At 69.0% G+C, this 21,173-nt stretch carries 21 protein-coding genes; 9 read left to right on the forward strand and 12 right to left on the reverse strand.

The genetic code is table 11. The features are described 5' to 3' along the window. Window positions 1-2 precede the first annotated feature (2 nt). Window positions 3-986: a carbohydrate ABC transporter permease gene (locus C3L37_RS23380; protein WP_129116951.1), complete on the forward strand. Its 984-nt coding sequence runs from the start codon at window positions 3-5 to the stop codon at window positions 984-986. Window position 987: 1 nt separating this feature from the next. Further along, on the forward strand, window positions 988-1,929 hold the full coding sequence (locus C3L37_RS23385; protein WP_129116952.1) for a carbohydrate ABC transporter permease: 942 nt from the start codon (window positions 988-990) through the stop codon (window positions 1,927-1,929). A gap of 24 nt (window positions 1,930-1,953) precedes the next feature. Here C3L37_RS23385 and C3L37_RS23390 read toward each other — a convergent pair whose 3' ends face one another. Together C3L37_RS23390 and C3L37_RS23395 are read right to left on the reverse strand one after the other, a co-directional pair. Continuing rightward, window positions 1,954-2,187: a homing endonuclease associated repeat-containing protein gene (locus C3L37_RS23390; protein ID WP_129116953.1), complete on the reverse strand. Its 234-nt coding sequence runs from the start codon at window positions 2,185-2,187 to the stop codon at window positions 1,954-1,956. Between the two features lie 151 nt (window positions 2,188-2,338). Further along, the gene (locus C3L37_RS23395) at window positions 2,339-3,670 is read right to left on the reverse strand and encodes an adenylosuccinate synthase (protein ID WP_129116954.1); all 1,332 of its coding nucleotides are present in this window, start codon (window positions 3,668-3,670) and stop codon (window positions 2,339-2,341) included. A gap of 231 nt (window positions 3,671-3,901) precedes the next feature. Here C3L37_RS23395 and C3L37_RS23400 point away from each other — a divergent pair, with 231 nt between their 5' ends. Further along, complete coding sequence (locus C3L37_RS23400; protein WP_129116955.1) at window positions 3,902-4,207, forward strand: hypothetical protein; 306 nt, start codon at window positions 3,902-3,904, stop codon at window positions 4,205-4,207. A 45-nt stretch (window positions 4,208-4,252) separates the two neighbouring features. Here the strand turns inward: C3L37_RS23400 and C3L37_RS23405 are convergent, their stop codons facing one another. Next, entirely contained in the window at window positions 4,253-6,346 is a 2,094-nt protein-coding gene (locus C3L37_RS23405) for a DUF7527 domain-containing protein (RefSeq protein WP_129116956.1), read from the reverse strand. A gap of 134 nt (window positions 6,347-6,480) precedes the next feature. On the opposite strand from C3L37_RS23405, the gene C3L37_RS23410 reads away from it, so the two are divergent. Beyond that, entirely contained in the window at window positions 6,481-7,299 is an 819-nt protein-coding gene (locus tag C3L37_RS23410; RefSeq protein ID WP_129116957.1) for a CDP-alcohol phosphatidyltransferase family protein, read from the forward strand. A gap of 26 nt (window positions 7,300-7,325) precedes the next feature. Here the strand turns inward: C3L37_RS23410 and C3L37_RS23415 are convergent, their stop codons facing one another. Both C3L37_RS23415 and C3L37_RS23420 read right to left on the reverse strand, forming a co-directional pair. Further along, window positions 7,326-8,258, reverse strand: a complete 933-nt coding sequence (locus tag C3L37_RS23415; RefSeq protein ID WP_164974858.1) for a class I SAM-dependent methyltransferase — start codon at window positions 8,256-8,258, stop codon at window positions 7,326-7,328. Between the two features lie 78 nt (window positions 8,259-8,336). Next, window positions 8,337-10,112 carry a potassium channel family protein gene (locus C3L37_RS23420; protein WP_228546447.1) on the reverse strand — a complete coding sequence of 592 codons (1,776 nt, stop codon included), beginning with the start codon at window positions 10,110-10,112 and terminating at the stop codon, window positions 8,337-8,339. A 120-nt stretch (window positions 10,113-10,232) separates the two neighbouring features. On the opposite strand from C3L37_RS23420, the gene C3L37_RS25620 reads away from it, so the two are divergent. Then, window positions 10,233-10,583, forward strand: coding sequence for a CDGSH iron-sulfur domain-containing protein (locus tag C3L37_RS25620; protein ID WP_129116959.1), 351 nt, complete (start codon window positions 10,233-10,235; stop codon window positions 10,581-10,583). A 40-nt stretch (window positions 10,584-10,623) separates the two neighbouring features. Here C3L37_RS25620 and C3L37_RS23430 read toward each other — a convergent pair whose 3' ends face one another. Beyond that, window positions 10,624-11,487 carry a cytochrome c oxidase subunit 3 gene (locus C3L37_RS23430; protein WP_129116960.1) on the reverse strand — a complete coding sequence of 288 codons (864 nt, stop codon included), beginning with the start codon at window positions 11,485-11,487 and terminating at the stop codon, window positions 10,624-10,626. 135 nt (window positions 11,488-11,622) lie between these two features. Between C3L37_RS23430 and C3L37_RS23435 the strand changes: the two genes are divergently transcribed. Continuing rightward, a complete protein-coding gene (locus C3L37_RS23435) occupies window positions 11,623-11,940 on the forward strand; it encodes a C2H2-type zinc finger protein (RefSeq protein WP_228546448.1) in 318 nt (105 codons plus the stop codon). Between the two features lie 30 nt (window positions 11,941-11,970). Here C3L37_RS23435 and C3L37_RS23440 read toward each other — a convergent pair whose 3' ends face one another. Then, window positions 11,971-13,047, reverse strand: coding sequence for a phytoene/squalene synthase family protein (locus tag C3L37_RS23440; RefSeq protein ID WP_129116961.1), 1,077 nt, complete (start codon window positions 13,045-13,047; stop codon window positions 11,971-11,973). Between the two features lie 154 nt (window positions 13,048-13,201). On the opposite strand from C3L37_RS23440, the gene C3L37_RS23445 reads away from it, so the two are divergent. After that, a complete protein-coding gene (locus C3L37_RS23445; RefSeq protein ID WP_129116962.1) occupies window positions 13,202-14,344 on the forward strand; it encodes an acyl-CoA dehydrogenase in 1,143 nt (380 codons plus the stop codon). Window positions 14,345-14,381: 37 nt separating this feature from the next. Here the strand turns inward: C3L37_RS23445 and C3L37_RS23450 are convergent, their stop codons facing one another. Both C3L37_RS23450 and C3L37_RS23455 read right to left on the reverse strand, forming a co-directional pair. Next, window positions 14,382-15,788, reverse strand: coding sequence for an amidase (locus C3L37_RS23450; RefSeq protein ID WP_129116963.1), 1,407 nt, complete (start codon window positions 15,786-15,788; stop codon window positions 14,382-14,384). Continuing rightward, window positions 15,788-16,171 (reverse strand): hypothetical protein, encoded by a 384-nt coding sequence (locus tag C3L37_RS23455; protein WP_129116964.1) that lies wholly within the window; start codon window positions 16,169-16,171, stop codon window positions 15,788-15,790. Before C3L37_RS23455 ends, C3L37_RS23450 begins: the two co-directional genes overlap by 1 nt. A gap of 348 nt (window positions 16,172-16,519) precedes the next feature. Between C3L37_RS23455 and C3L37_RS23460 the strand changes: the two genes are divergently transcribed. Then, window positions 16,520-18,250 (forward strand): cbb3-type cytochrome c oxidase subunit I, encoded by a 1,731-nt coding sequence (locus tag C3L37_RS23460; protein WP_129117066.1) that lies wholly within the window; start codon window positions 16,520-16,522, stop codon window positions 18,248-18,250. A 79-nt stretch (window positions 18,251-18,329) separates the two neighbouring features. On the opposite strand, the gene C3L37_RS23465 is transcribed toward C3L37_RS23460, so the two are convergent. The 3 genes from C3L37_RS23465 to C3L37_RS23475 all read right to left on the reverse strand — a co-directional run bounded on the left by C3L37_RS23465 (window position 18,330) and on the right by C3L37_RS23475 (window position 19,858). After that, window positions 18,330-19,223, reverse strand: coding sequence for a mechanosensitive ion channel family protein (locus tag C3L37_RS23465; RefSeq protein ID WP_129116965.1), 894 nt, complete (start codon window positions 19,221-19,223; stop codon window positions 18,330-18,332). Next, window positions 19,220-19,468, reverse strand: a complete 249-nt coding sequence (locus C3L37_RS23470) for a YhbY family RNA-binding protein (RefSeq protein WP_129116966.1) — start codon at window positions 19,466-19,468, stop codon at window positions 19,220-19,222. Before C3L37_RS23470 ends, C3L37_RS23465 begins: the two co-directional genes overlap by 4 nt. Window positions 19,469-19,576: 108 nt before the next feature. Beyond that, window positions 19,577-19,858, reverse strand: coding sequence for a ribonuclease P protein component 4 (locus C3L37_RS23475; RefSeq protein ID WP_129116967.1), 282 nt, complete (start codon window positions 19,856-19,858; stop codon window positions 19,577-19,579). Between the two features lie 204 nt (window positions 19,859-20,062). Between C3L37_RS23475 and C3L37_RS23480 the strand changes: the two genes are divergently transcribed. Continuing rightward, window positions 20,063-21,139 (forward strand): glycosyltransferase family 4 protein, encoded by a 1,077-nt coding sequence (locus C3L37_RS23480; RefSeq protein ID WP_129116968.1) that lies wholly within the window; start codon window positions 20,063-20,065, stop codon window positions 21,137-21,139. Window positions 21,140-21,173: the final 34 nt, after the last annotated feature.

Raw genomic sequence — 21,173 nt, forward strand, 5'->3', positions numbered from 1 at the left:
CGATGGCACAAGAACAACGAACGGAATCCGGGGTACAGAAACGATCCGGGGCGTACGCCCGCGCGATCCAGTGGGCGGAGAACCTGAACGACACGCAGTTCGCCTATCTCCTGTTGATACCCGCGTTCGTCCTCCTGACGGTTATCGCGCTCGCGCCGCTCGCCATGACGTTCGAACTCTCGCTTCGCGCCGACAGCCTCCGCGGCACCGAACAGGTGGGGCGGTTCGTCGGGCTCGAAAACTACGTCGCGCTCCTGACCGGGGAACTCGACACTGTCGCGCTTCCCAACCCGTTCATCGACCTGAACTCGCCGTTCGAGAGCGCGCTGTTCGTGACGGCGATCTTCACCGTCGTGAGCGTCCTCTTCGAGACGGTGATCGGGTTCGGGCAGGCGCTCGTGCTCGATCAGGACTTCCGCGGCCGTCGGTGGGTCCGCGTCGCGATCATCCTCCCGTGGGCCGTGCCGATCGTCATCCAGGGGATGATCTTCTATCTCATCTTCACGCCGGGGATCGGCTTCGGCGTCGACGTCGCCCAGTCGCTCGGCTTTTCGGGGACGCCGCTCACGAACTCGGCGGAGGCGATCTGGCTCATCATCCTCGCCGACGTCTGGAAGACGTCCGCGTTCATGGCGCTTCTCATCCTCGCGGGCCTCCAGAGCGTCGACCGCAGCCTCTACGACGTCGCGAAGGTCGCCGGCGCGACGAAGTGGCAGCAGTTCAAGCTGATCACCCTGCCGCTCGTGCTGCCGACGCTGCTCGTCGCGATGCTGTTTCGGACGCTCGACGCGGCGCGGATCTACGGGCTGGCCGAGACGATGGCCGGCTGTACGACGGTGCCGACGCTTTCGTGTCTGGTCGTCACGACGTTCAGCGTGCGCCGCTACGCGACGGCCGCGGCCGTGGCGTTCGTCACGGCGGCCATCATCGGTCTGATCGCCTCGATCTACATCGTGCGCTTCTACCGAAGCGAGGGGGGCGTCTGAGATGGCGGCCGAGACCGAACGGCCGCGGACGGAGGAACCGGACGACGACGCCGGGCCGTACACGCGGTGGGTGCGGCGCTCGATCGAGAACCCGCGGCGGACGTACCGGGCGATGTTCTACGTCGTGACGATCTTCTTTCTCGTCACCACGCTGTTTCCGATCTACTGGCTCTTGGTCGTGGCGCTCACGCCGGAGGGCGCGCTGTCGAACATCGGGCTGCTCCCGAACGGGTTCAACCCCGGCGCGTTCGTCGAGGTGTTCCAGGTCCTCCCGTTCCACGTCTACATGTTCAACAGCTTCGTGATCGCGCTGTCGACCACCGTCGTCGTGCTGGTGCTCGCGAGCCTCGCGGGGTACGTCTTCGGTCGGATCAACTTCCCGGGTCGGGGACCGCTCATGCTCGTCATCCTCGCGATCTCCTTTTTCCCGCCGGCGGGCTTCATCATCCCCCTGTTCCAGCTTTTCACCGGCAACGTCGAGATCTTCGGCGTGAGCAGCCCGATGCTGTTCAACACGCCCTTCGCGATCATGCTGCCCGCCGGGGCGCTGTACATGCCGCTTTCGATCTTCATCCTCACGACGTTCTACGGGCAGATCCCCGACGGGCTGGAGGACGCCGCTCGCGTCGAGGGCGCGACGCGGTTCGGCGCGCTCTTTCGCGTGATCGTCCCGCTGTCCGCGCCCGGCGTCGCGACGGCCGGCGTGCTGACGTTCATCTACGTGTACAACGAGTTCTTCTTCTCGTTCCTGATGACGAACGGGGAGGCGGGGAACTGGTCGCCGATCGTCTGGGGCATCCTCGGCTACCAGACCCAGTACACCGCGCTGTACAACCTGATGGCCGCGTCGAGCATCATCGGCCTGCTCCCCGTCGCGATCCTCGTCGTGATCGCCCAGGAGAAGATCATAAGCGGCCTCACGAGCGGCGCGCTCAAGGAGTGAACGCCAGCCCGGCGGCCGCCGCCGTCACTCGTCCGATTCGATCCTCGACTCGCCCGACGCCACCCCCGCGCTTCGCTTCGCGCGGGTCCACCCGCCGAGCCGGTTCCGGATCGTCGCCGACGACGGTCGAAGGCCGAGCGACTGGTATTCGAGGATGGTCGGCGCGCGCCCGAGACGTTCCGTGGCCGTCCGTAACGCTTCGATACAGTCCTCCCGCGTGAACTCCGTCGGCCTCCCTCGCCGATTTCTGATGCCCATCTTCCTTCCCCTCCGTTGGCTACGTCGATCCGACGCGGCCGGGATAAGTGTTTGGATAGCGACGTTTCGTGCGGGTCCGGAGGGCGAGCCGATCACCGCGAAGAAACGCCGGGTCGGGCACGGTTTCGAGTTCGGTTTTTCCCTCCACCGGCTACGCGTCGAACGGATCGATCAGTTCCACCGTCTGCGAGCGCCCGGGGCCGATACCGACGGCGTAGACGGGCGCGCCGACCTCGTCGCTGACGTAGTCGAGGTACTCGCGGGCGGCCTCGGGGACGGCGTCGTACCCCTCGGCGGCGACCTCGCCCCAGTCGACCTCCGGCCACGGCTCGAACTCCTTCAGGACCGGTTCGCAGTCGCCCCACCGCTCCGTCGTGGCGGGCACGGTCAGCCGCTCCTCGCCGTCGAGTTCGTAGGCGTGGCCGACCTTCACCTCGTCCAGCCCGGCGAGCACGTCGAGGTGGTTGACGGCGATGCCGGTGAAGCCGCTGACGCGGGCGGCGTGTCTGAGCATCGGCACGTCGAGCCACCCGATGCGCCGCGGCCGGCCCGTGACGGTGCCGAACTCGCCTCCCTTCTCGCGGATGTAGTCGGCGAGCTCCTCGTCGCGCTCGTCGCCGTCCAGCTCGGTCGGGAGCGGCCCCTCGCCGACCCGCGAGAGGTAGGCCTTCACGATGCCGACGACCTCGCCCCGCCCGACGACGGTCGGACCGACGCCGCTGCCGGTCGCCGCGCCGCCGGCGGTCGGGTTCGAGGAGGTGACGTACGGGTAGTTCCCGTGGTCGATGTCGATGAGCGTGCCCTGCGCGCCCTCGAACATGAGGTCGTCTCCCGCCTCCAGCCGGCGGTGGAGGAAGTCGCTCCCCCCGACGATCATGCCCTCCTCTGCGAGCCGGCGGCCGTACTCGGCGTACTCCTCGTGGAGGGCGTCGACGTCGCACTCCTCGCCGGCCTCCAGCCCGTACACCTCCTCGATGAGCGCCCGCTTCTGCGGGACGACGTACTCCAGCCGGTCGCGGAGCACCTCCGGGTCGAGGAGGTCGCCGACGCGGACGCCGCGCCGGCCGACCTTGTCCTCGTACGTCGGGCCGATGCCGCGGCCGGTCGTGCCCACCTTCACGCCCGAATCGGCCTTCGCGTCCTCCTCGATGCCGTCGAGGACGCGGTGGTACGGGAGGATGACGTGCGCGCGCTTCGCGACGCGGACGTCGGGGTCGAGTCCGCGACCGCGGAGGGCGTCGATCTCGTCGAACAGCGTCAGCGGGTTGACGACGCACCCGTTTCCGAGCACGCCCACCTTGCCGCGGACGGCACCGCTCGGGACCAGAGACAGCTTGTACTCCTCGCCGCCTTCGACGACGGTGTGTCCTGCGTTGTCGCCGCCCTGGTACCGGACGACGACGTCGGCCTCGCCGCCCCAGAGGTCGACGAGCGCGCCCTTGCCCTCGTCGCCGAGCTGCGAGCCGACGATTGTGACGGTCATACCCGCCGATTCAGGCCCACCCGCTAAACCGATTACGATCTCTCGACGGATCCTGTGCACGAACGAGCACAGGAGAGCGGCGTTCGGCCGTCGACTGCGCAGACCCGTGTATTTTCCCGGCTCCGACCAGAACTGTTAACTACTATCACAACCGACGTGTGACACCAGTCGATCGATTTTCGACGTTCGACAGCAACTTTTAAAAGCCTAAAAGACAAGTTAACAAATGGCATGATAGATCGACTTGAGAAGGAAGTGGACATGCTCGAACGGCACTTGCAGGTGCTGAAGATGGTCATCGAGAGCGAGCCGATCGGCATCGTGAAGATGTCCAACGAGACCGGGTACCCCCACCACAAGGTCCGATACTCGCTGCGCGTGCTCGAAGAGGAGAACCTCATCGAGCCGTCCAGCCAGGGCGCGATCACGACCGAGCGCACCTCCGAGTTCGTCGACGAACTCGACGACAAGCTCGACGAGATCGTCGAAAAGCTCCGCACGATGCGGATCGAAGACGCGGCGGAGATCGAGCGATAAGACGGAGGGAGGAACGACGGCGGATGCGTCCCCGCGCCGCCCGAATCAGAGTTCCGGAACGCTCACGTGGAAGTCCCCGCCGCGCGTCTCGACCAGACAGAGGTGGAACCCGCGCTTCCGCGACAGCTTGACGAAACTCTTTCGCCGCCCGCGGCCGAGCAACCCGCCGCCGGTCGCGTCGGCGGTCGTCTCGAGCGCCTCGGGCTCGAAGTAGCTCGCGGTGACGAGAAACGCCCCGCCGAGCGACGACGCCGACTCGCACAGCTTGCTCGCGTTCTCGATGAGATCCGTCATCATGCGCTCGGTCGCGGGCTCGCGAGAGTCGTTCAGGTCGGCGACGAGTAAGGGATTCCCCATTCTGTCGCGGAGGACGACGTCGAAGGATCGCTGCTCGCGGCGCTCTTCGCCGCCCTCGCTGTACCGGAGCGACACCGACCCGCCGAGTTCGGCCCGGTCGATCTTCGGGATCGCGTCGAACAGGCCGTCGAGAACGCCCTCGTTCCCCGTCTCGCGGATCTCGTAGAGGAGGTCCTCGACGACCCACCGGACGAACCCGTACTCGACCGTTTCCGCGAGGAACTCCTCGAACGGCTCGCCGCCGACGGAGACGCCGTCCGCGTCGAATCCGGTGTGGTGTTCGACGCGCAGGTTCTCGTTGACCTCCTCGCGGGTTGCCTCCCCCCCGTGGGCCTTCTCCAGCGTCCCCTCGCTCTTCGTCCCGTAGCGAACGAAGAGGTTGGTCCCGTCGAGCGCCGACCGCTCCGTCATCGTCCGCCCGGCCGCTCGGGAGTCGGTCCCGGATCCGGCGTCGTCGAGGGCGTCCTCCAACCGCTCCCTCTCGGCTTCGAGTTCCTCGACCCGCGATCGAAGTCGCTCGCGCTCCTCCCGGAGACGGTCGCGCTCCGCCGCGAGTTCGCCCCGCTCGACCGCGAGTCGCTCCGCCTTCGCCGCCGCCTCGTCGCGCTCTCTCGTCACCGCGTCGAGCCGTCGTTCGAGCCGCTGGACGACGCCCGCTCCGCCTGCCTCGCCCGCTTTGGCGACCGGCTCTCGACGGGGGTCCTCGGCGTTCGGGCGGCGGGGGGGCTTTCGGGCGCTCCTGTTCGCGCGTTGCCCGCCGCCGGCGGTCCGCTCCGCGCCGCCCGGACGCCCTCCCCCGCTCGCGACCGACCCGGAGCGTTCGGGGTCGAGCGAGGGGATCGATTTGGCGTTCCGCCACTGCGCCTCCTCGCTGAACACGTCATCGTCATCGGTCGTCTCGGACGACCGCTCGCTCGTGTCGGCCGATTCGACCTCCGTCGATTCGACCTCCGCCGAGTCGTCCGATCCGCCGTCGGCGTCGGTCGGCCGGCCGGCGTCGGCGATCGACCCGCCGGGGTCGTCGACCGCGGTTTCGGTCGCCGCCTCCGATTCGACGGCGGCGCGTTCGTCGCGTCCGTCGCCTTCGGTCTCGTCCGTCTCGGACCGACTCGCCGCGTCGCGATCGCCGGGTTCGTCGTCGCCTCCGACGTCGGTCTCCCCCCGCTCGACGCCTCCCGCTTCGGCACCTCGGTCTATCGCCCGCTCGGCCGAGCCGTCGCCTTCGGTCGCGTCCGTCGACGCGGGTTCGGGAAGTTCGACCAGATCGAGGTCGACGGCCGTGACCTCGTAGATGCCGACCTCGCCGTCCGCGCGTTCGAACGCCTCGTCGCCGGTCACGCACGTTCCGTTGTTGCCGACGAACGCGACGCTCATCGACGTCCCGCCGTGGTAGACGACGTAGTACTCCCCCGAGAGCACGTTCTCCGACAGTTCGACGTACCCGGTGAAGTTCCCGGCCGAGAGGGTCTCGTCGACCTCCGAGAGCGGGGTGTCGTTCGTGTAGTACTTCCCTTTCGTTTCGCCGCCGCGCAGGCGCATCGCGTACAGGAGCGGCAGCGACGGATGGGGCGCGGCGTACGCCGTGCCGTCGGCCCCCTCGAACGCCTCGATCGTCCCGTCGAAGACGCCGACGAACCGCCCGTTGACCGCGAACGCCCACGCGGACCCCTCGCTGAGCGCGCCCGTGAATCCCTCCTCTGCGAGCGCGGCGAGGCCGGCGTACCCGCCCGCGAACGGCTCCGAGTCCCACCCCGTGACCGTTTCGACTATGTCTCCCTTCATTCGCCCCTATGTCCCGCAAAGCCGAACAAATACTTTCCGGAGGTATCAGCGAACGGACCGAATCCACGCCGCCGCGTCCGCCGTTTCACGTTCTATTCGACTAGAACTATTACACTCGAAGCCGTTCTCGAAACGTGAGCAGCGTCCAGCACACCCGCGACCGGAGCGCGCGCGCGAGTCTCCGCCGACGGGCGGCGCTTCTCGCGACGGTCGCGGCGTGTCTGACGCTCGCCGTCGCGGGAACGTTCCGGCTCGCCGTCGGCGCGGCCGCCGCGGCTCGGTGGCTCGGACTCGCGGGCGTCGTCCTCGCCGCCGAGGGCCTGCTCGTCGGCCGCCGGCTCGACGCCAACCGCCGTCGAGACGGCGACGCGCTCCTCCCCCGGTTCGGCCTCGGCACCGACTTGACGCTCTGTCGAGGCGTCCTGCTCTCGTGGCTCGCGGGATTTCTCCTCCTCGATTGGACCGGCGGGGCGCTCCGGTGGGTGCCCGCCCTGCTGTACGGAGCCGCGGTCGTGCTCGACTACGCCGACGGGACGGTCGCGCGACGCGCCGGCCGCGAGACCGTGCTCGGGGCGCGCCTCGACACGTCGTTCGACGCGCTCGGACTGCTCGTCGCGCCGTCCGTCGCCGTCGTCGCCGGCGCGCTCCCCGTCCCCTACCTGTCGGTGAGCGCCGCGCGCTACCTGTTCGTCGCCGGGATCCGCCTCCGCGAGCGGCGGGGACTCCCGGTGTACGACCTCCCGCCGCGGCGGAGCAGGCGCGCCCTCGCGGGACTCCAGATGGCGTTCGTCGCCGCCGCGCTCTCGCCGGCGCTCGCCGGCGCGCCCGCGACCGCCGGGGCCGCGCTGTTCGGCGGCGCGTTCCTCCTCGGCTTCGTCCGCGACTGGTTCCTGGTGACGGGACGCCTCGGACCGACCGAGCGGACCGACCGCGACCGACAGCCCGCGGGCTGATCAGAAGTTCGACGAGCGACGCCGGCCTACGGGACGCGGCCGAGCAGGTCGATCTGGTGGGCGACGTACGTCAGTTCGCCCGCCTCGACGGCGTCGTGTCGGCCCTCGGCCCACGCGCGGAGATCCTCGCGGTCGATCCCGTTTTCGTCTCCCGGTTCCGCGGCGCCGCCGACGGCCCGCTCGACGATGTCGACGATGTGGTGCAGGAAGTACGCTTCGTCGTCGGAGTACGGCGGATGGACGACCCAGTCGGAACCGCCGGCCGACAGGACTTCGCCGCCGGCCCTCCCGATCTCCGAAAACAGTCTCCGCCCGGTTCGGCTCCCGCCGGGGCGATCCGGCGCGTCCATCGTCGCGTGGTAGGCGTCGATCACCCCGCGCTCGAACGCGGGGTCGGGCGCGGGCGCGAAGACGGTCTCCCCGTCGAAGGTGATCGGAAAGTAACACAGGCCGTCGGGTGCGAGGAGGTCGAACAGGTCGTCGAGGGCCGCCGGTAGCTCGACGAGGTCGAGGAAGGCGCAGCCGACGACGGCGTCCCACTCGCGCTCGACGGCCTCCCGCGCGGCGAACGTGAAGGCGTCCTCGACCGCGAACTCGACCGTGACGGCCTCGTCGTCGCGGAGCAGCCGCAGCGGTCGGTCGCCGCCGTCGACCCGGTAGCCGCGATCGCGCGCCCACGGCGGGAGGCGCTGACGGGCGGCGTCGACCGCCTCCCGCCTGACGTCGACGCCGGTGTAGAGGACGCGGTCCGGCAGCGCCCCCCACGAGAGGAGCCGCTGGAGCATCGTTCCGATGCCGACGCCCACTTCGAGGATCCGAACCGGTCCGTCGGCTCGCGACGCTCTCTCGGCGAGTTCCGCCGTCAGCCTGTCGAGCGTCGGTCGGTGCAGGGCGCGGTCGTCGACGGTCCGCTTGGCGGCGAGGTAGCGCTCGAACGAGTACGCGTCGGGGCGTGACACGGTTGACCCTTCGGTCACGTCGACAAAACCCTACTGGCGAGTCGGTCGCGCGTACCGTCTCGGTCGCACCCTCCGAGCTCAGCTCGCGAGCTCGTTGAACCGGTTGATGTCCCCGTCGGTCCCGGCGACGATCAGCGCGTCGTCGTCGCGCACGACGAAGTCCGGCCCGATCTCGGTCAGGATTTCGCCGCCCCGTTCCGCGGCGATGACGGTGCAGTTCGTCCGCGCGCGGACGTCGGCCTGCGCGAGGCTGCGACCCGCGAGTCGCGGGGCCGCGGTGCGGACGATCTCGATCTGCGTGCTCGGGGAGATGATCTCCTCGTCGAGGAGGTCCGACGCGAGCATCCGGCCGCTCACCGTCGACAGCGCGAGGACGTACTCCGCGCCGGCGCGGTAGAGCTTCGGCACGTTCTCGGCGTCGTTGGCGCGGGCGATGACCTCGACCGCCGGCGCGAGCTGCTTCGCGACGAGCGTCGCGAAGATCGTCGCCGTGTCGTCGGCCAGCGCGAACACGACGCTCCGGGCGTCCTCGATCCCCGCCGACGAGAGCGTCTGCGGGTCGGTGGCGTCGCCGACGACGTCGACGCCGGGTCCCTCGACGCGGTCCACGACGACCGTCCGAGAGCCGGCGGCGGCGAGCGCCTCGGCGACCGTCGAGCCGACCTCCCCGTACCCCGCGACGAGCACCGCCCCGCCTCCGCTGTGTCGCGTCGCCGAGAGCGTGAGTTCCTTGAGTCGCTCCAGCTGCGACTCCGGGCCGGCCACGAGCAGGATCGTGTGCTCGTCGATGACGTCGTCGGGCGAGGGCGGCGTGACGAACTCCCCGCGGAACCACGCCCCGATGACGTTCGTTCCCCTGAGGTCGGCGACGCCGCTGTCCGCGAGTCGCTCGCCGACCAGCGGACTCCCCCGGTGGACGAGGAGTTCGGCGATCTCCAGCTCGCCGCCGATCTCGACGGCGTCTACCGCCGATTCGTCGGCGTCGACGGCGTCGACGGCCGGTTCGTCGCCTTCGTTCTCGTCGTCGGTCGATCCGTCACCGTCGCCCGCATCGTCGCCGGGCGGTTCGTCCCCGCCGATTCCGTCCCCTCCGACGGACAACCCCCCCTCGCCCAGATTCGCCGAGACGGCCGTCGTCGCCTTGCTCGCGAGGCGTTCGCCGAGCATGCGTCGGGGCGAGACGACCAGATCCGCGCCGGCGTAGCGGTGGTAGTCCGCCACCTCCGGGCTCTCGATGAGGCTCACGACCCGCGTGTCGGGCGCGGCCTCCTTCGCCGAGAGGACGACGCTCGCGTTCGTCTCGTCGTCCGCGTCGGCGACGAGCGCCCTGGCGTCCGCGACGCACGCGCCTTCGAGCGTCTCGACCGACTCGGGGTCGCCGTGGATGACGCTGCGGCCCCGCTCGTACAGGTCGCGCGCCTCGTCTCGATCGGACACGACGAACAGGGACGCGACGTCCATCGAATCGAGCTCCTGCACCAGCGTCTCCCCGCGCGGCGTGTGCGCGCAGATGACGACGTGGTCCTCGTACCCCGCGACCGACGTCGGCACCGTCGTCGAGAGCCGCTCTTCGAGGAGCGGAAAGACGAACACCGGCAGCGCCATGAAGATGAGCACCACCCCGGTCAGGTCCATCACGATGACGAGGAGGTTCATCTCCGGGCTCCACCACGGAGCGTCGGAGCCGAAGCCCGTCGTGGTGAACGTCTCGACGACGACCTGGAGCGAGTGGAGGAACGTCGGCTCCCGCCCCTCGAAGGCGGCCATCGCCTCGTGGTAGACGACGGCGTAGCCGAGCATCACGGCGACGAGCGTGAGGAGGTAGTAGGTCGTTTGTCGCTTCCAGTCGATCATCTAGTCGACACTCGGTCGCGGCAGGTGCATTAAGCGTTCGACGCGGGACGCGTACGAGTACCACCTCCCCGTTTCGCGCGCCGCCGTGAACGCTAACCGCCCGCCGTCCGAACGCCCGCCATGGCCAGAGACGTCACGCACACCGCACGCCGTCCGCTGATCGTCGGTCCGGAGCACGTCGACGAGGAGAAGGGCGACATCGCGATCTGCCGCTGCGGCCTGAGCGACGACGCGCCGTTCTGCGACGGCTCGCACCGGGCGACGGGGTCCGAGGAGGAGGGCGTCAGGTACAGGTACGACGACGGAACTCGGCGGGAGGTCGCGCGAATCGAGTACGCCGACGGAACGGTCGAGACGCCGTCGGCCGACGGCGAGCGGGCGCGAGATTCGAGCGAGGAACCGCGCGGAACGAACGAGCCGACGCGCGGGACGGGCGAGCCGACGCGCGATGCGAGCGAGGCGGACCGCTGAGCGCGGACCCGTCGGACGCAGAAGGGAGTCGGTCGAACGCCTACGCGCCGCCGATCGCGGCGCCGACGTACAGCACGACGACGAGGAAGATCCAGACGACGTCGACGAAGTGCCAGTACATCGAGACGGTGCTGACGGAGACGTGACGGTCGGCGGAGTACTGCCCGGCCAGCGCGCGGACGAACACGATGCCGAGGAGCACCGCGCCGAGCGTGACGTGCAGGCCGTGCAGGCCGGTCAGCCCGAAGAACGCGGAGGCGAAGATGCCGCTCGTGAGGGTGAACCCTTCGTGGACGATGAACTCGAAGTACTCGAGCACCTGCCCGGCGATGAACACCGCGCCGAGCACCAGCGTCGCGAGCAGCCCCAGGACGAACTGGCGGCGGTTCTCGCGGCGGATGGCGACGTGCGCCCAGTGGAGGGTGAAGCTCGATGCCACGAGGAGCGCGGTGTTGGCGAGGACGAGCGAGTTGATCAGCCCCGGGAGTTCCGCGCCTTCCGGCGGCCACGTGCCCGCGCGGATGAAGAAGTAGTAGGTGAACACCGCGCCGAACGTCGCCAACTCGGAGCCGAGGAAGGCGATCATGCCCCAGCGGAGCGCCGTTTCGGCCTCCTCGTCCGCGCCGCGCGACCAGAAGTGGCTGACGAACGCGTGGTAGAGCCAGCCGTAGAGGCCGACGAGGAACAGCCCGACGCTCGCGATGGCGACGGCGGGTCCGACGATCGGATCGATGAGGCCGCTGTTTCCTTCGCCAACGATGTACAGGCCGGCTCCGAAGTAGATCCCCGCACCTCCGAGCGCGGTGACGAACGGCCACCAGCTGGCCTCGCCGAACCCGCGGGGCCAGTCCTGGACGGCCGGGAGGTGATGGCCGTGGTCCTCGTGAGAGTCTTCCGTACTCATACCCGGGCGTTGCCCTTCGACTACTAAAAAACCTCCCAAGCGCGCGCGACCCCGTGACCCCGCCCCGTTCCGAAACCTACTCGGGTGGGTCCGTCCTAGATCGACCGTACCGACTCGACGACCGCTCCATCGACCATGCGCACGAACACGACCGCGACGGACGCGAACCCGACTCAGACGGGCCCGAACCCGGCCCAGACGGGCGCGACCGTTCCCGACGGCGAACAGGCGTACGAGTGCCCAGACTGCGGTCGGCCGTTCGCGCGCGAGAAACACCTCGCGCTCCACCGCGGGCTCGACCACGCCGGCTCGCTCGACGAGGCGGAGCGCGAGGCGTTCTACGAGGCGTACGACGAGGAGGAAGCCGAGATCAGACGCTTCAGGATCGTCGCGCTCGGCGCGCTCGTGCTCGTCTACTTCGGCTTCCTGTTCGCCTACGCGGTGTTCGCCTGAGGACGCCGTCCGACCGCTCGCGCCGGGGCGTTACTCGGGCTGCGCCGCGGCTCGGTGGTACGGCTGGGCGAAGATCGTCTCCCGAAGCTCCGCGAGGGACTCGCGACCCCCCGAGGACATCGACGACACCACCGCGAACACCTCCTGTCTGGAGATCTTCACGCCGCGCTCCGACAGCGCGTCCTCCGGGTTGTCCAGAAGCTCCCGGAGCGTCCCGACCGCGAGGAGGAACGGGATCGCCCACGCCGCGAGCGTGTTGCCGTCCGTCGTCGGCACCGTCTCCAGGTACGTCTGCGCGTCGTCGAGGAACGAACGGGCGTGCTGGGCCGTCCGTTTGACGACCGCGGCGGACGCGGTCGCGTTCTTCGGCTCGACGAGTTCGTCCTGCGAGACGCCCTCCGCCGCGAGCCACTCCGCGGGGAGGTAGACGTTGTTCTCGGCCGTGTAGTCGTCGTACACGTCCTTCGAGATGTTGACGAGCTGGAGGAGGAGCCCGAACTCCTCGGCGGTGTCGTACAGCCGCGCGCGCCGCTCGCGGTCGATCTCGCCGCGCGTCACGAGGTTCGTGATGAGGTTGCCGACGGTGCCCGCCGCGTAGTAGCAGTACTCTTCGAGCTCCTCGCGCGACTGGATGCGCAGGCCGCCGGTGTCGGCGTGGCGCTCGACGAACATCGCCATCCCCTGGACGAGCTCGCGTGCGGGGGGCGTGACCGCTTCGCGGACGTCGTCGGGCAGCGACTCGAAGGTTCGAACGATCCGGGGGGCGTTCGCGACGACGTTCCAGTCCTCGCTTCGATCGTCGCCGGCCGGTACGTGCGGTGCGACCGCGGCCGCGAACTCGTCGATGGTCGTCCCGTCGTCGGGGTCGAGCGCGCGGTCGTACAGCCGGAGCAGGCGGGCCTGTTCGTCGACGGGGATGTGGTCCGCGTCCTCGACGGTGTCGGCGATTCGGCAGACGAGGTAGCCGAGACAGATGTACGACGACATCGGTTCGTCGAGCACGTCCACCGTCAGCGCGAAGGTGCGCGAAACGCCCTGCACCGCCTCGTGGCACCACTCGAGGTCGGAATCTTCGTCGAGGGGCCGGGGATCAACGTCTCCAGACATTCAAGTACGGTGGGTTAGGGAGGGGAACATAAAAAGTCTCGTGGGCAGACCGAATTCTGACGCCCGGCGTACCCGAAAATGACGGGAGCGGCCCGCGGTCGTAAACGATGAACCGTGTGGAAAAGATAAAGCGTCGACGCCCGAAGTGCGTGGTATGGACTTCGCCCTCACGACGGAGCAAGCGCAGATCCGGGACATGGTCGCCGAGTTCGTCGACGAGGAGATCAGGCCGGTCGCCGCCGAGATCGACGAGACGGACGAGTTCCCGCGCGAGTTGATCGACGCCATGGCCGAACTCGGCCTGATGGGCATGCCGTTCCCCGAGGAGTACGGGGGGGCCGGTCTCGACTACCACTCCTACGCGATCGGGCTGGAGGAGATCAGCCGCGGCAGCGGCGGGCTCGGCACCGTCGTCGCCGCCCACACCAGCCTCGCGGGCAACATGCTGTACGAGTTCGGCGACGAGGGGCAAAAGGAGGAGTACCTCACGCCGCTCAACCTCGGCGAGGACGTCGGCGCGTTCGCGCTCTCGGAGGCGGGGGCCGGCAGCGACGTGCCCGCGATGGGGACGACCGCGGTCGAGGATGGCGACGAGTACGTGATAAACGGCGGGAAGCTGTGGATCTCGAACGGCTCCGTCGCCGACACGGTCACGCTGTTCGCCAAGACGGACCCGGAGGCGGGCAACAGGGGGATCTCCTCGTTCGTCGTCCGACCCGAGGAGGACGATGGCTTCGTCGTGGAGGGGACGGAGCACAAGCTCGGCGACAAGGGGTGTCCGACCGCGGAGCTTCGGTTCGACGACATGCGGATCCCCGCCGATCGGCTGCTCGGCGAGGAGGGCGAGGGGTTCGTCCAGGCGCTGAAGACGCTCAACGGCGGACGGATCACCATCGCCGCTCGGAGCATCGGAATCGCGCGCGCCGCGCTGGAGGACGCGCTGCGGTACTCGCAGGAGCGCGAGCAGTTCGGGGGGCCGATCGCGGACTTTCAGGCGATCCAGCACAAGCTCGCCGACATGGACACGAAGGTGCAGGCCGCGAAGCTTTTGATGCACCGCGCGGCGGACAGGAAGATGCGCGGCGAGAGCTACATCAAGGAGGCCGCGCAGGCGAAGCTCTACGCGAGCGAGATCAGCCGCGAGGTCGCGAACGAGGCGATCCAGATCCACGGCGGATACGGCTACACGAGCGACTTCCCCGTCGAGCGGTACTACCGCGACGCGAAGCTGAACGAGATCTACGAGGGGACGAGCGAGGTCCTGCGGAACACGATCGCCCGCCAGCTTCTGGAGTGAGCGACGTCCGCGACCGTCCCCGGCCGACGGTCCGAGACTATCCGCCCACGGCTCCCGCGAGGTCGGCGTAGTCGACGTGATCGGTCCGCGACTGGTACTCCTCCGCGACGGCGAGCACGGAGAGGTCGGCGTACGCCCGCCCGACGAACTCGATCGCGGTCGGGAGGTCGCGCTCGCCGAACCCGTTCGGGACGACGACGCCCGGCAGGCCGGCCACGTTAGAGGCCGCGCCCATCGACGTCGTACCGTACTCAGCGAAGTAGTCCACGAACGAGCCCTCCAGCGGACTGGCGACGGACGCTCGCGCCGGGACCACCACGGCGTCGTAGCCGGCGAACGTCTCGTCCAGCGCGCGCTGGATCTCCGTCCGGACGCGCATCGCGTCGATGTAGTCGCGCGCGAGGACGACCTGTTGGGCGTACCCGCCCACCCGCGAACCTTCGTTCGACAGCTCGAGCGCGTCGCCGCCCTCGACGAGGTCCGAAAACGCCGATCCCGACTCGGCGTCGATGACGAGCCCCGCGACCGACTCGTACGGGAAGTCGGGCAGCGAGATCTCCTCGACCGCGGCGAACTCTCGAACGATCTCGACCGACCGGCGATAGTTCTCGCGGACGCCCTCCTGCTCGTCCTCGCCCGCCCCTTCGACGACGGCGACGCGCGGTCGCTTTCGTCCCGTCGAGCCGGGTGCGCACGCGGGCCGATCCGCGGTGGTCGGATCGCGCTCGTCCGGGCCGGCGACCGCGCGGTACACGCGCTCGCACCCCTCGGCCGACCGGCACATCGGCCCGAGTTTGTCCATGGTGTACGACAGCGCCATCGCGCCGTGGCGGCTCACCCGGCCGTAGGTCGGGCGGAAGCCGACCGCGCCGCTGAACGCGGACGGGCAGACGATGGAGCCGAACGTCTCGCTCCCGACGGCGAAGCCGACGAGGCCGGCCGGTACCGCGGCGCCGGGGCCGCTGGAGGAGCCGCAGGTCCACGCCTCGGCGTTCCACGGGTTCTTCGTCGGGCCGGTGAGGGACGCGTCGGCGGCGTCGTAGCCGAGCCCGCCTGCCAGTTCGATCATGGCGAGTTTGGCCACCAGCACGCCGCCGGCCGCGTCGAGCCGTTCTATCACCGTCGCGTCGTAGTCGAACTGCTGGTCGCGGAAGGGGACGGCCCCCCACGTCGTCGGGTAGTCTCGCGTGGCGAGCAGGTCCTTCACGCCGTAGGGAATGCCGTGGAGGGGTCCGCGGTCCTCCCCGGCCGCCAGCTCCGCGTCCATCCGGTCGGCGGCGTCGAGCGCGCGCCCCTCCGTGACCGTGACGACGGCGTTCAGCTCCTCGCCGACGGTCCGCAACCGTTCGACGTACGCTTCCGTCAGTTCGCGCGAGGTGAACTCGCCGGCTCGGAGGCCCGCGGCGAGGTCGTCGATCGTGCCGAAGAGGACCGACTCGTCCATCAGTCCTCACCCCGGTGCGGCCGGAACGCGAACGCCGGCTCGGTGGCCGGATCGAGGTCCACGGCGCGCACCTCCGCCGCGGCGCGCAGGTCGGCCTCGATCCCCGCCCGCACCGCGTCGAGCCGGTCGTCCGTCAACTCCTCGCCGTAGTTGGCCTCGACGTACGCGAGCAGGGCGTCCGTCCCCGGCGGCGCGTCGTCCCCCTCCACCGACGCCGGCTTCGCGCTCGCGTCGTCGGCCGCATCCGCAGCCGCCGGCTCCGACAGCGCGCCCACCGCGCCCGCGGCGGCCACCGCACCCAGCACGGTTCGGCGGCGGAGGGGGAGGCGTCCCGCCGCGCTCTTGCCATCTTCGCTGTCTGTCTCGTCTGATTGATCGTGCATGCGAGAGACTATTTCACACATTCGGTGAAATCGTTTCTTACGGCGGTCATTCTGTCGGGAAGTTCCGGCGGGTCGTCCGTTCTTCCGATCGCTCGGGCTTCGGCTCGCGAACCGGACTCTTCGTTTCCGCCGATTTTCTGTACGATTTCTGATAACCCTTTTGCCGGTGCGATACCAACGAAACGGCACGAAGGAGGGCCCGTACCGTGCGATTCCGTTCCTCGTCGGTGCCGAGAGAGAACGCCGACGTGTGGCCACGCTCCCCGCGTCGCGGTCGGAACGGACGCCCGCCCCGCGGCCCCGCGTAACCACATCATGGTCAACTACGAACTCGCGCTGACGGTGCTGATGGGGTTGCTCCTCGTCGCCGTCGTCGTCTGGCTCGCCAGAGTCGAAAACTGGGTCTCCGCGACGCCCGCCGTCGCCGGCGGCGTGCAGACCCCGACGGAACGCGAGCGCCTGTACGAGGAGAAGCCGTCCGGCCTCATCCGGTGGCTCACGACCGTCGACCACAAGGACATCGGGATCCTCTACTTCGTCTTCTCCACCGTCACGCTGTTTTGGGCGGGCGCGTCGGTGCTCCTGATGCGGGCGGAGCTTTTCGACCCCGAGATGACGCTCCTCACGAACAACCTCTACAACGGGCTTCTCACCTCCCACGGCATCACGATGCTGTTCCTCTACGCGACGCCCGTCATCGCCGCGCTGGGCAACTATCTGGTGCCGCTCGTCATCGGCGCGGACGACATGGCCTTCCCCCGCATCAACGCCATCGCCTTCTGGCTCCTCCCGCCGGCGACGCTCCTCATCTGGGCCGGCTTCTTCTTCCTCCCCCTCGCCTCCGCCGCCGGTATCGAACCCGCCCAGACGGCGTGGACGCTGTACACGCCCCTCTCCGCGGGCGTCGGAAACGATCCCGTCGGGGGCCTCGGCGTCGACCTGATGCTCCTGGGATTGCACCTGTCGGGGATCAGCGCGACGATGGGCGCGATCAACTTCATCGCCACCATCTTCTCCGAGCGCGCGGAGGAGGTCACCTGGGCCAACCTCGACATCTTCTCGTGGACGGTGTTGACGCAGTCCGGCCTGATTCTCTTCGCGTTTCCGGTGCTCGGCAGCGCGATCGCCATGCTGCTTCTCGACCGCAACCTCGGGACGACGTTCTTCGCGGTCGAGGGCGGCTCGCCGCTCCTCTGGCAGCACCTCTTCTGGTTCTTCGGCCACCCCGAAGTCTACATCATCGTCCTCCCGCCGATGGGCGTCGTGAGCCTCGTCCTCCCGCGATTCGCGGGACGACGGTTGTTCGGCTTCAAGTTCGTGGTGTACTCGACGCTGGCGATCGGGGTGCTCTCGTTCGGCGTCTGGGCCCACCACATGTTCTCGACGGGCATGGACCCCCGCCTCCGCGCCAGCTTCATGGCGGTGTCGCTCGCGATCGCCATCCCGAGCGCCGTCAAGACCTTCAACTGGATCACCACGATGTGGAACGGTTCGATCCGCCTCACCGCCCCGATGCTCTTTTGCGTCGGCTTCGTCGCCAACTTCGTCATCGGGGGGGTAACGGGGGTGTTCCTGGCGTCGATCCCGGTCGACCTCGTGCTCCACGACACCTACTACGTCGTCGGTCACTTCCACTACATCGTCTCGGGGGCCATCTCGTTCGCCGCGTTCGCGGCGGCGTACTACTGGTTCCCCCTGGTCACCGGACGGATGTACCAGCGCCGGCTCGGAGCGTGGCACTTCTGGCTGTCGATGGTGGGGACGAACGTCACGTTCTTCGCGATGATCCTGCTCGGCTACGGGGGGATGCCCCGGCGGTACGCCACCTACCTCCCGCAGTTCCTCGAACTGCACCAGATCGCGACCGTCGGCGCGTTCATGATCGGTCTCGGGAACCTCATCTGGCTCCTGAACATGGTGCAGTCGTGGTACGAGGGGCCGGTCGTCGAGGGCGACGATCCGTGGAATATCGGCCGGTACGGCCTTCGGACGAGGGAGTGGAACTGGCTCGGACAGAAGCAAGAGCGCGCCCGGGCGTTCGCGGACGGCGGCGACGAGTCGGGGGCGACGGACGACTGAGCGGTGACGACCGTCGCTGAGTCGTCCCACCTTCGCGGTGATGACCGCTCAGTCGTTTCACCTTCGCGGCGAACGCCGTTCAGTCGTTCGCGACGCTGGTTACGCGGTCGAGGCCGGCCAGATCGACCGTCCCCGAGAGCGTCCGGTTCGGGTAGGGGATGTCGATCCCCTCGGCGTCGAACCGCTCCTTGACCGCCGTGACGTACTCGCCGCGGGTCTTCACGAAGTCCGCGCGGCTCGGCTCCGCGATCCAGATCCGCGACTGGAGGACGACGCTCGAATCGCCGAGTTCGGTGAGCCGAACCGAGGGTTCGGGGGTGTCGAGGACGCCGTCGTGCGCCTCGGCCTCCTCGACGATGATGTCGGTCGCGCGGTGGATGTCGTCGTCGTAGCCGATGCCGAACGGCACCTTGAGCCGGAGCTTGTTCTTCGCGACGGGATTCTTGATGACGTCGTCGGTGAGCTGGGAGTTCGGAACCGTCAGGAGTTCGTTGTCGAACGTCCGGACGCGCGTGACGCGGAAGCTGATGTCCTCGACGATGCCGGCGTTGTCGTCCCACTCGATCCAGTCGCCGATGCGGAACGGTCGATCGGTGAAGATGAAGATGCCGGCGACGAAGTTCGCGATCACGTCCTGCATCGCGAAGCCGACCGCGAGCGTGGCCGCCGCGGCGACCGTGGCGAGCGCCTGCAGGAAGTTGCCGAACTTGGCGAACCCGAACGCGACGGCGACCGCGACGAAGACGACGAGGACGCCCGCGATCTTCTTCAGCGGCCTTCTCGCGTGCACTTCGAGCCCGCGGGAGTCGAGCACGCGGTCGAGGAGCGGGAGGACGAGGATCCGCCCGGCGAAGTAGACCACGATAAATGCGAGCACGAACGAGAGCGTCTGTCCGATCGGCCCCGCGCCGGGGACGTTCTGGCTCGCGAGGAGGTCGCCGATCGCGGTGTTCGTCTGCAGCGGGATCGTCATCGGTAGAAGACCGCCGTGTTGCCGCGCGTCTCGATCAGCTCGGCGTCGACCTCCTCGGCCAGCTCGTCGGCGAGTTCCTCGGTCGAGGTGCGCCCGCGGGCGGCGCGGAGGAACTTCACCTTCACCAGATCCCGCTCGCCGAGCTGGTCGTCCAGCTCGTCGCGCACGGCCCCGATGCCGCTCTTTCCGACCCAGACGGTCACGTCGAGGTCGTGCGCCTCCTTTCGCAGCTCCTGTCTGTTCATGTCGGACACTCGTATCGGGCGGAGCGGGTTGAACGTTTGTATTTTCGTTCCGCGTCGCGGGCGCGATCCGGCGCCCGAGCCGCGCGTCGTCGGGCGCGGACCGGCTACTCACTCGAACGGGTACCGCTTCGTCGCCCCGCAGTCGAGACAGCGGATCACGACGCGACCCGGGCGGAGCCGGACGCGGGCGTTCGCGCCGGGTCGAAGGTACGCGTCGCAGGCGTCGCAGGTGAAGCGCGTGAACTCGCGGGGAAGGCCGCAGCGGTTGCGCTCGGCGATGCGCCGCGCGAGGCGGACGTACTCGCGGGCGCGGTCGTCCTCGCGCGCCGCGGCGGCCTCCCTCGCCAGCGCGTGCAGGCGGTCGATGCGCTCCTCCGCGATGCTCGGCATGGTCCGGTTTGGGTGGGCGCGGGGGGCGGGTAAAGGCGTTGCGACAGCGAGCCGACGACCGAGGTGGATATTTTTGAATAGATATCTAGAAAGCTATCTGTATATCCACCCGTACCGCTCGTCGAACCTGAAGCGACGTCGCCGCGCGTATTCGACGGCCGAGAGTCGGCACAGTAATGCGTCCGACCCGAGATACGCGACGCGATGCGCGTCCTGAACTACCTCGAACTCGCCTCCCGCCTCGACCGCAGCGGGATCGGGACCGCGGTGGACCAACAGCGCGCGGCGCTTTCGACGACCGACGTCGAGGTCGTGACGACGCCGTGGCGGGGAGGGAACCTCCTGCGGATCCCCGGCAACGCGCTCCGACTCCGCAACCCGGTCGTCGACTTCGACGTCGCCCACTGCAACCTCATCGGGCCGGGGAGCCTCGCCGTGGCCCGGCACGCGCGGTACCACGACAAGCCGCTCGTGCTCCACGCACACGTCACCCGCGAGGACTTCGCCGGGAGCTTCCGGGGCTCGGAGGCCATCGGGCCCGCGCTGGGCCGGTACCTCCGGTGGTTCTACTCGCAGGCGGACCTCGTGCTCTGTCCGAGCGAGTACACGAAGCGCGTGCTCGAATCGTACCCCGTCGACGCGCCGATCCGACCGGTGAGCAACGGCGTCGACGTCGACGCCCTCCGCGGCTTCGAGGACCTCCGGGACGCCTATCGAACGCAATACGACCTCGACGGCCTGCTCGTCTTCGCGGTGGGCAGCGTCTTCGAGCGGAAGGGACTCACGACCTTCTGCCGGCTGGCGCGCGAGACCGACCACGAGTTCGCGTGGTTCGGCGCCTACGACACGGGGCCGCACGCCTCGAAGGCCGTCAGATACTGGACGCAAAACCCGCCGGAGAACGTCACGTTCACGGGGTGGATCGACGACAAGCGCGGCGCGTTCGGCGCGGGCGACGTGTTCCTCTTCCCGACGAAGGTCGAGAATCAGGGGCTCGTCGTCCTCGAAGCGATGGCCTGCGGAAAGCCGGTCGTCCTCCGGGACATCCCCGTGTTCAGGGAGTTCTACGCGGACGGCCACGACTGCCTCCTGTGTTCCTCCCGCGCGGAGTTCCGCGAGGCGCTCGACCGCCTCGCCGACGACCCGGCGCTTCGGAAGCGACTCGGGGCGAACGCCCGCGAGACCGCCGAAGAACACGGCCTCGACCGGCTGGGTGAACGGCTCGTGGAGGCGTACGCCGACGCCGCGGCGGTGCGAACCGGGGGCGGCGCCCCGCGGTGACCGGCGAGTGAACCAGATGGCAAGCGATTAAATC

This window comes from Halegenticoccus tardaugens (assembly GCF_004116405.1).
In the GTDB taxonomy this organism is placed as follows: Archaea; Halobacteriota; Halobacteria; order Halobacteriales; family Haloferacaceae; genus Halegenticoccus; species Halegenticoccus tardaugens.

Coding starts and splice junctions, on each gene's coding strand:
- C3L37_RS23380 (WP_129116951.1), top strand. CDS start 3: ATGGCACAAGAACAACGAACGGAATCCGGGGTACAGAAACGATCCGGG.
- C3L37_RS23385 (WP_129116952.1), top strand. CDS start 988: ATGGCGGCCGAGACCGAACGGCCGCGGACGGAGGAACCGGACGACGAC.
- C3L37_RS23390 (WP_129116953.1), bottom strand. CDS start 2,187: ATGGGCATCAGAAATCGGCGAGGGAGGCCGACGGAGTTCACGCGGGAG.
- C3L37_RS23395 (WP_129116954.1), bottom strand. CDS start 3,670: ATGACCGTCACAATCGTCGGCTCGCAGCTCGGCGACGAGGGCAAGGGC.
- C3L37_RS23400 (WP_129116955.1), top strand. CDS start 3,902: ATGATAGATCGACTTGAGAAGGAAGTGGACATGCTCGAACGGCACTTG.
- C3L37_RS23405 (WP_129116956.1), bottom strand. CDS start 6,346: ATGAAGGGAGACATAGTCGAAACGGTCACGGGGTGGGACTCGGAGCCG.
- C3L37_RS23420 (WP_228546447.1), bottom strand. CDS start 10,112: ATGATCGACTGGAAGCGACAAACGACCTACTACCTCCTCACGCTCGTC.
- C3L37_RS25620 (WP_129116959.1), top strand. CDS start 10,233: ATGGCCAGAGACGTCACGCACACCGCACGCCGTCCGCTGATCGTCGGT.
- C3L37_RS23430 (WP_129116960.1), bottom strand. CDS start 11,487: ATGAGTACGGAAGACTCTCACGAGGACCACGGCCATCACCTCCCGGCC.
- C3L37_RS23435 (WP_228546448.1), top strand. CDS start 11,623: ATGCGCACGAACACGACCGCGACGGACGCGAACCCGACTCAGACGGGC.
- C3L37_RS23440 (WP_129116961.1), bottom strand. CDS start 13,047: ATGTCTGGAGACGTTGATCCCCGGCCCCTCGACGAAGATTCCGACCTC.
- C3L37_RS23445 (WP_129116962.1), top strand. CDS start 13,202: ATGGACTTCGCCCTCACGACGGAGCAAGCGCAGATCCGGGACATGGTC.
- C3L37_RS23450 (WP_129116963.1), bottom strand. CDS start 15,788: ATGGACGAGTCGGTCCTCTTCGGCACGATCGACGACCTCGCCGCGGGC.
- C3L37_RS23455 (WP_129116964.1), bottom strand. CDS start 16,171: ATGCACGATCAATCAGACGAGACAGACAGCGAAGATGGCAAGAGCGCG.
- C3L37_RS23460 (WP_129117066.1), top strand. CDS start 16,520: ATGGGGTTGCTCCTCGTCGCCGTCGTCGTCTGGCTCGCCAGAGTCGAA.
- C3L37_RS23465 (WP_129116965.1), bottom strand. CDS start 19,223: ATGACGATCCCGCTGCAGACGAACACCGCGATCGGCGACCTCCTCGCG.
- C3L37_RS23470 (WP_129116966.1), bottom strand. CDS start 19,468: ATGAACAGACAGGAGCTGCGAAAGGAGGCGCACGACCTCGACGTGACC.
- C3L37_RS23475 (WP_129116967.1), bottom strand. CDS start 19,858: ATGCCGAGCATCGCGGAGGAGCGCATCGACCGCCTGCACGCGCTGGCG.
- C3L37_RS23480 (WP_129116968.1), top strand. CDS start 20,063: ATGCGCGTCCTGAACTACCTCGAACTCGCCTCCCGCCTCGACCGCAGC.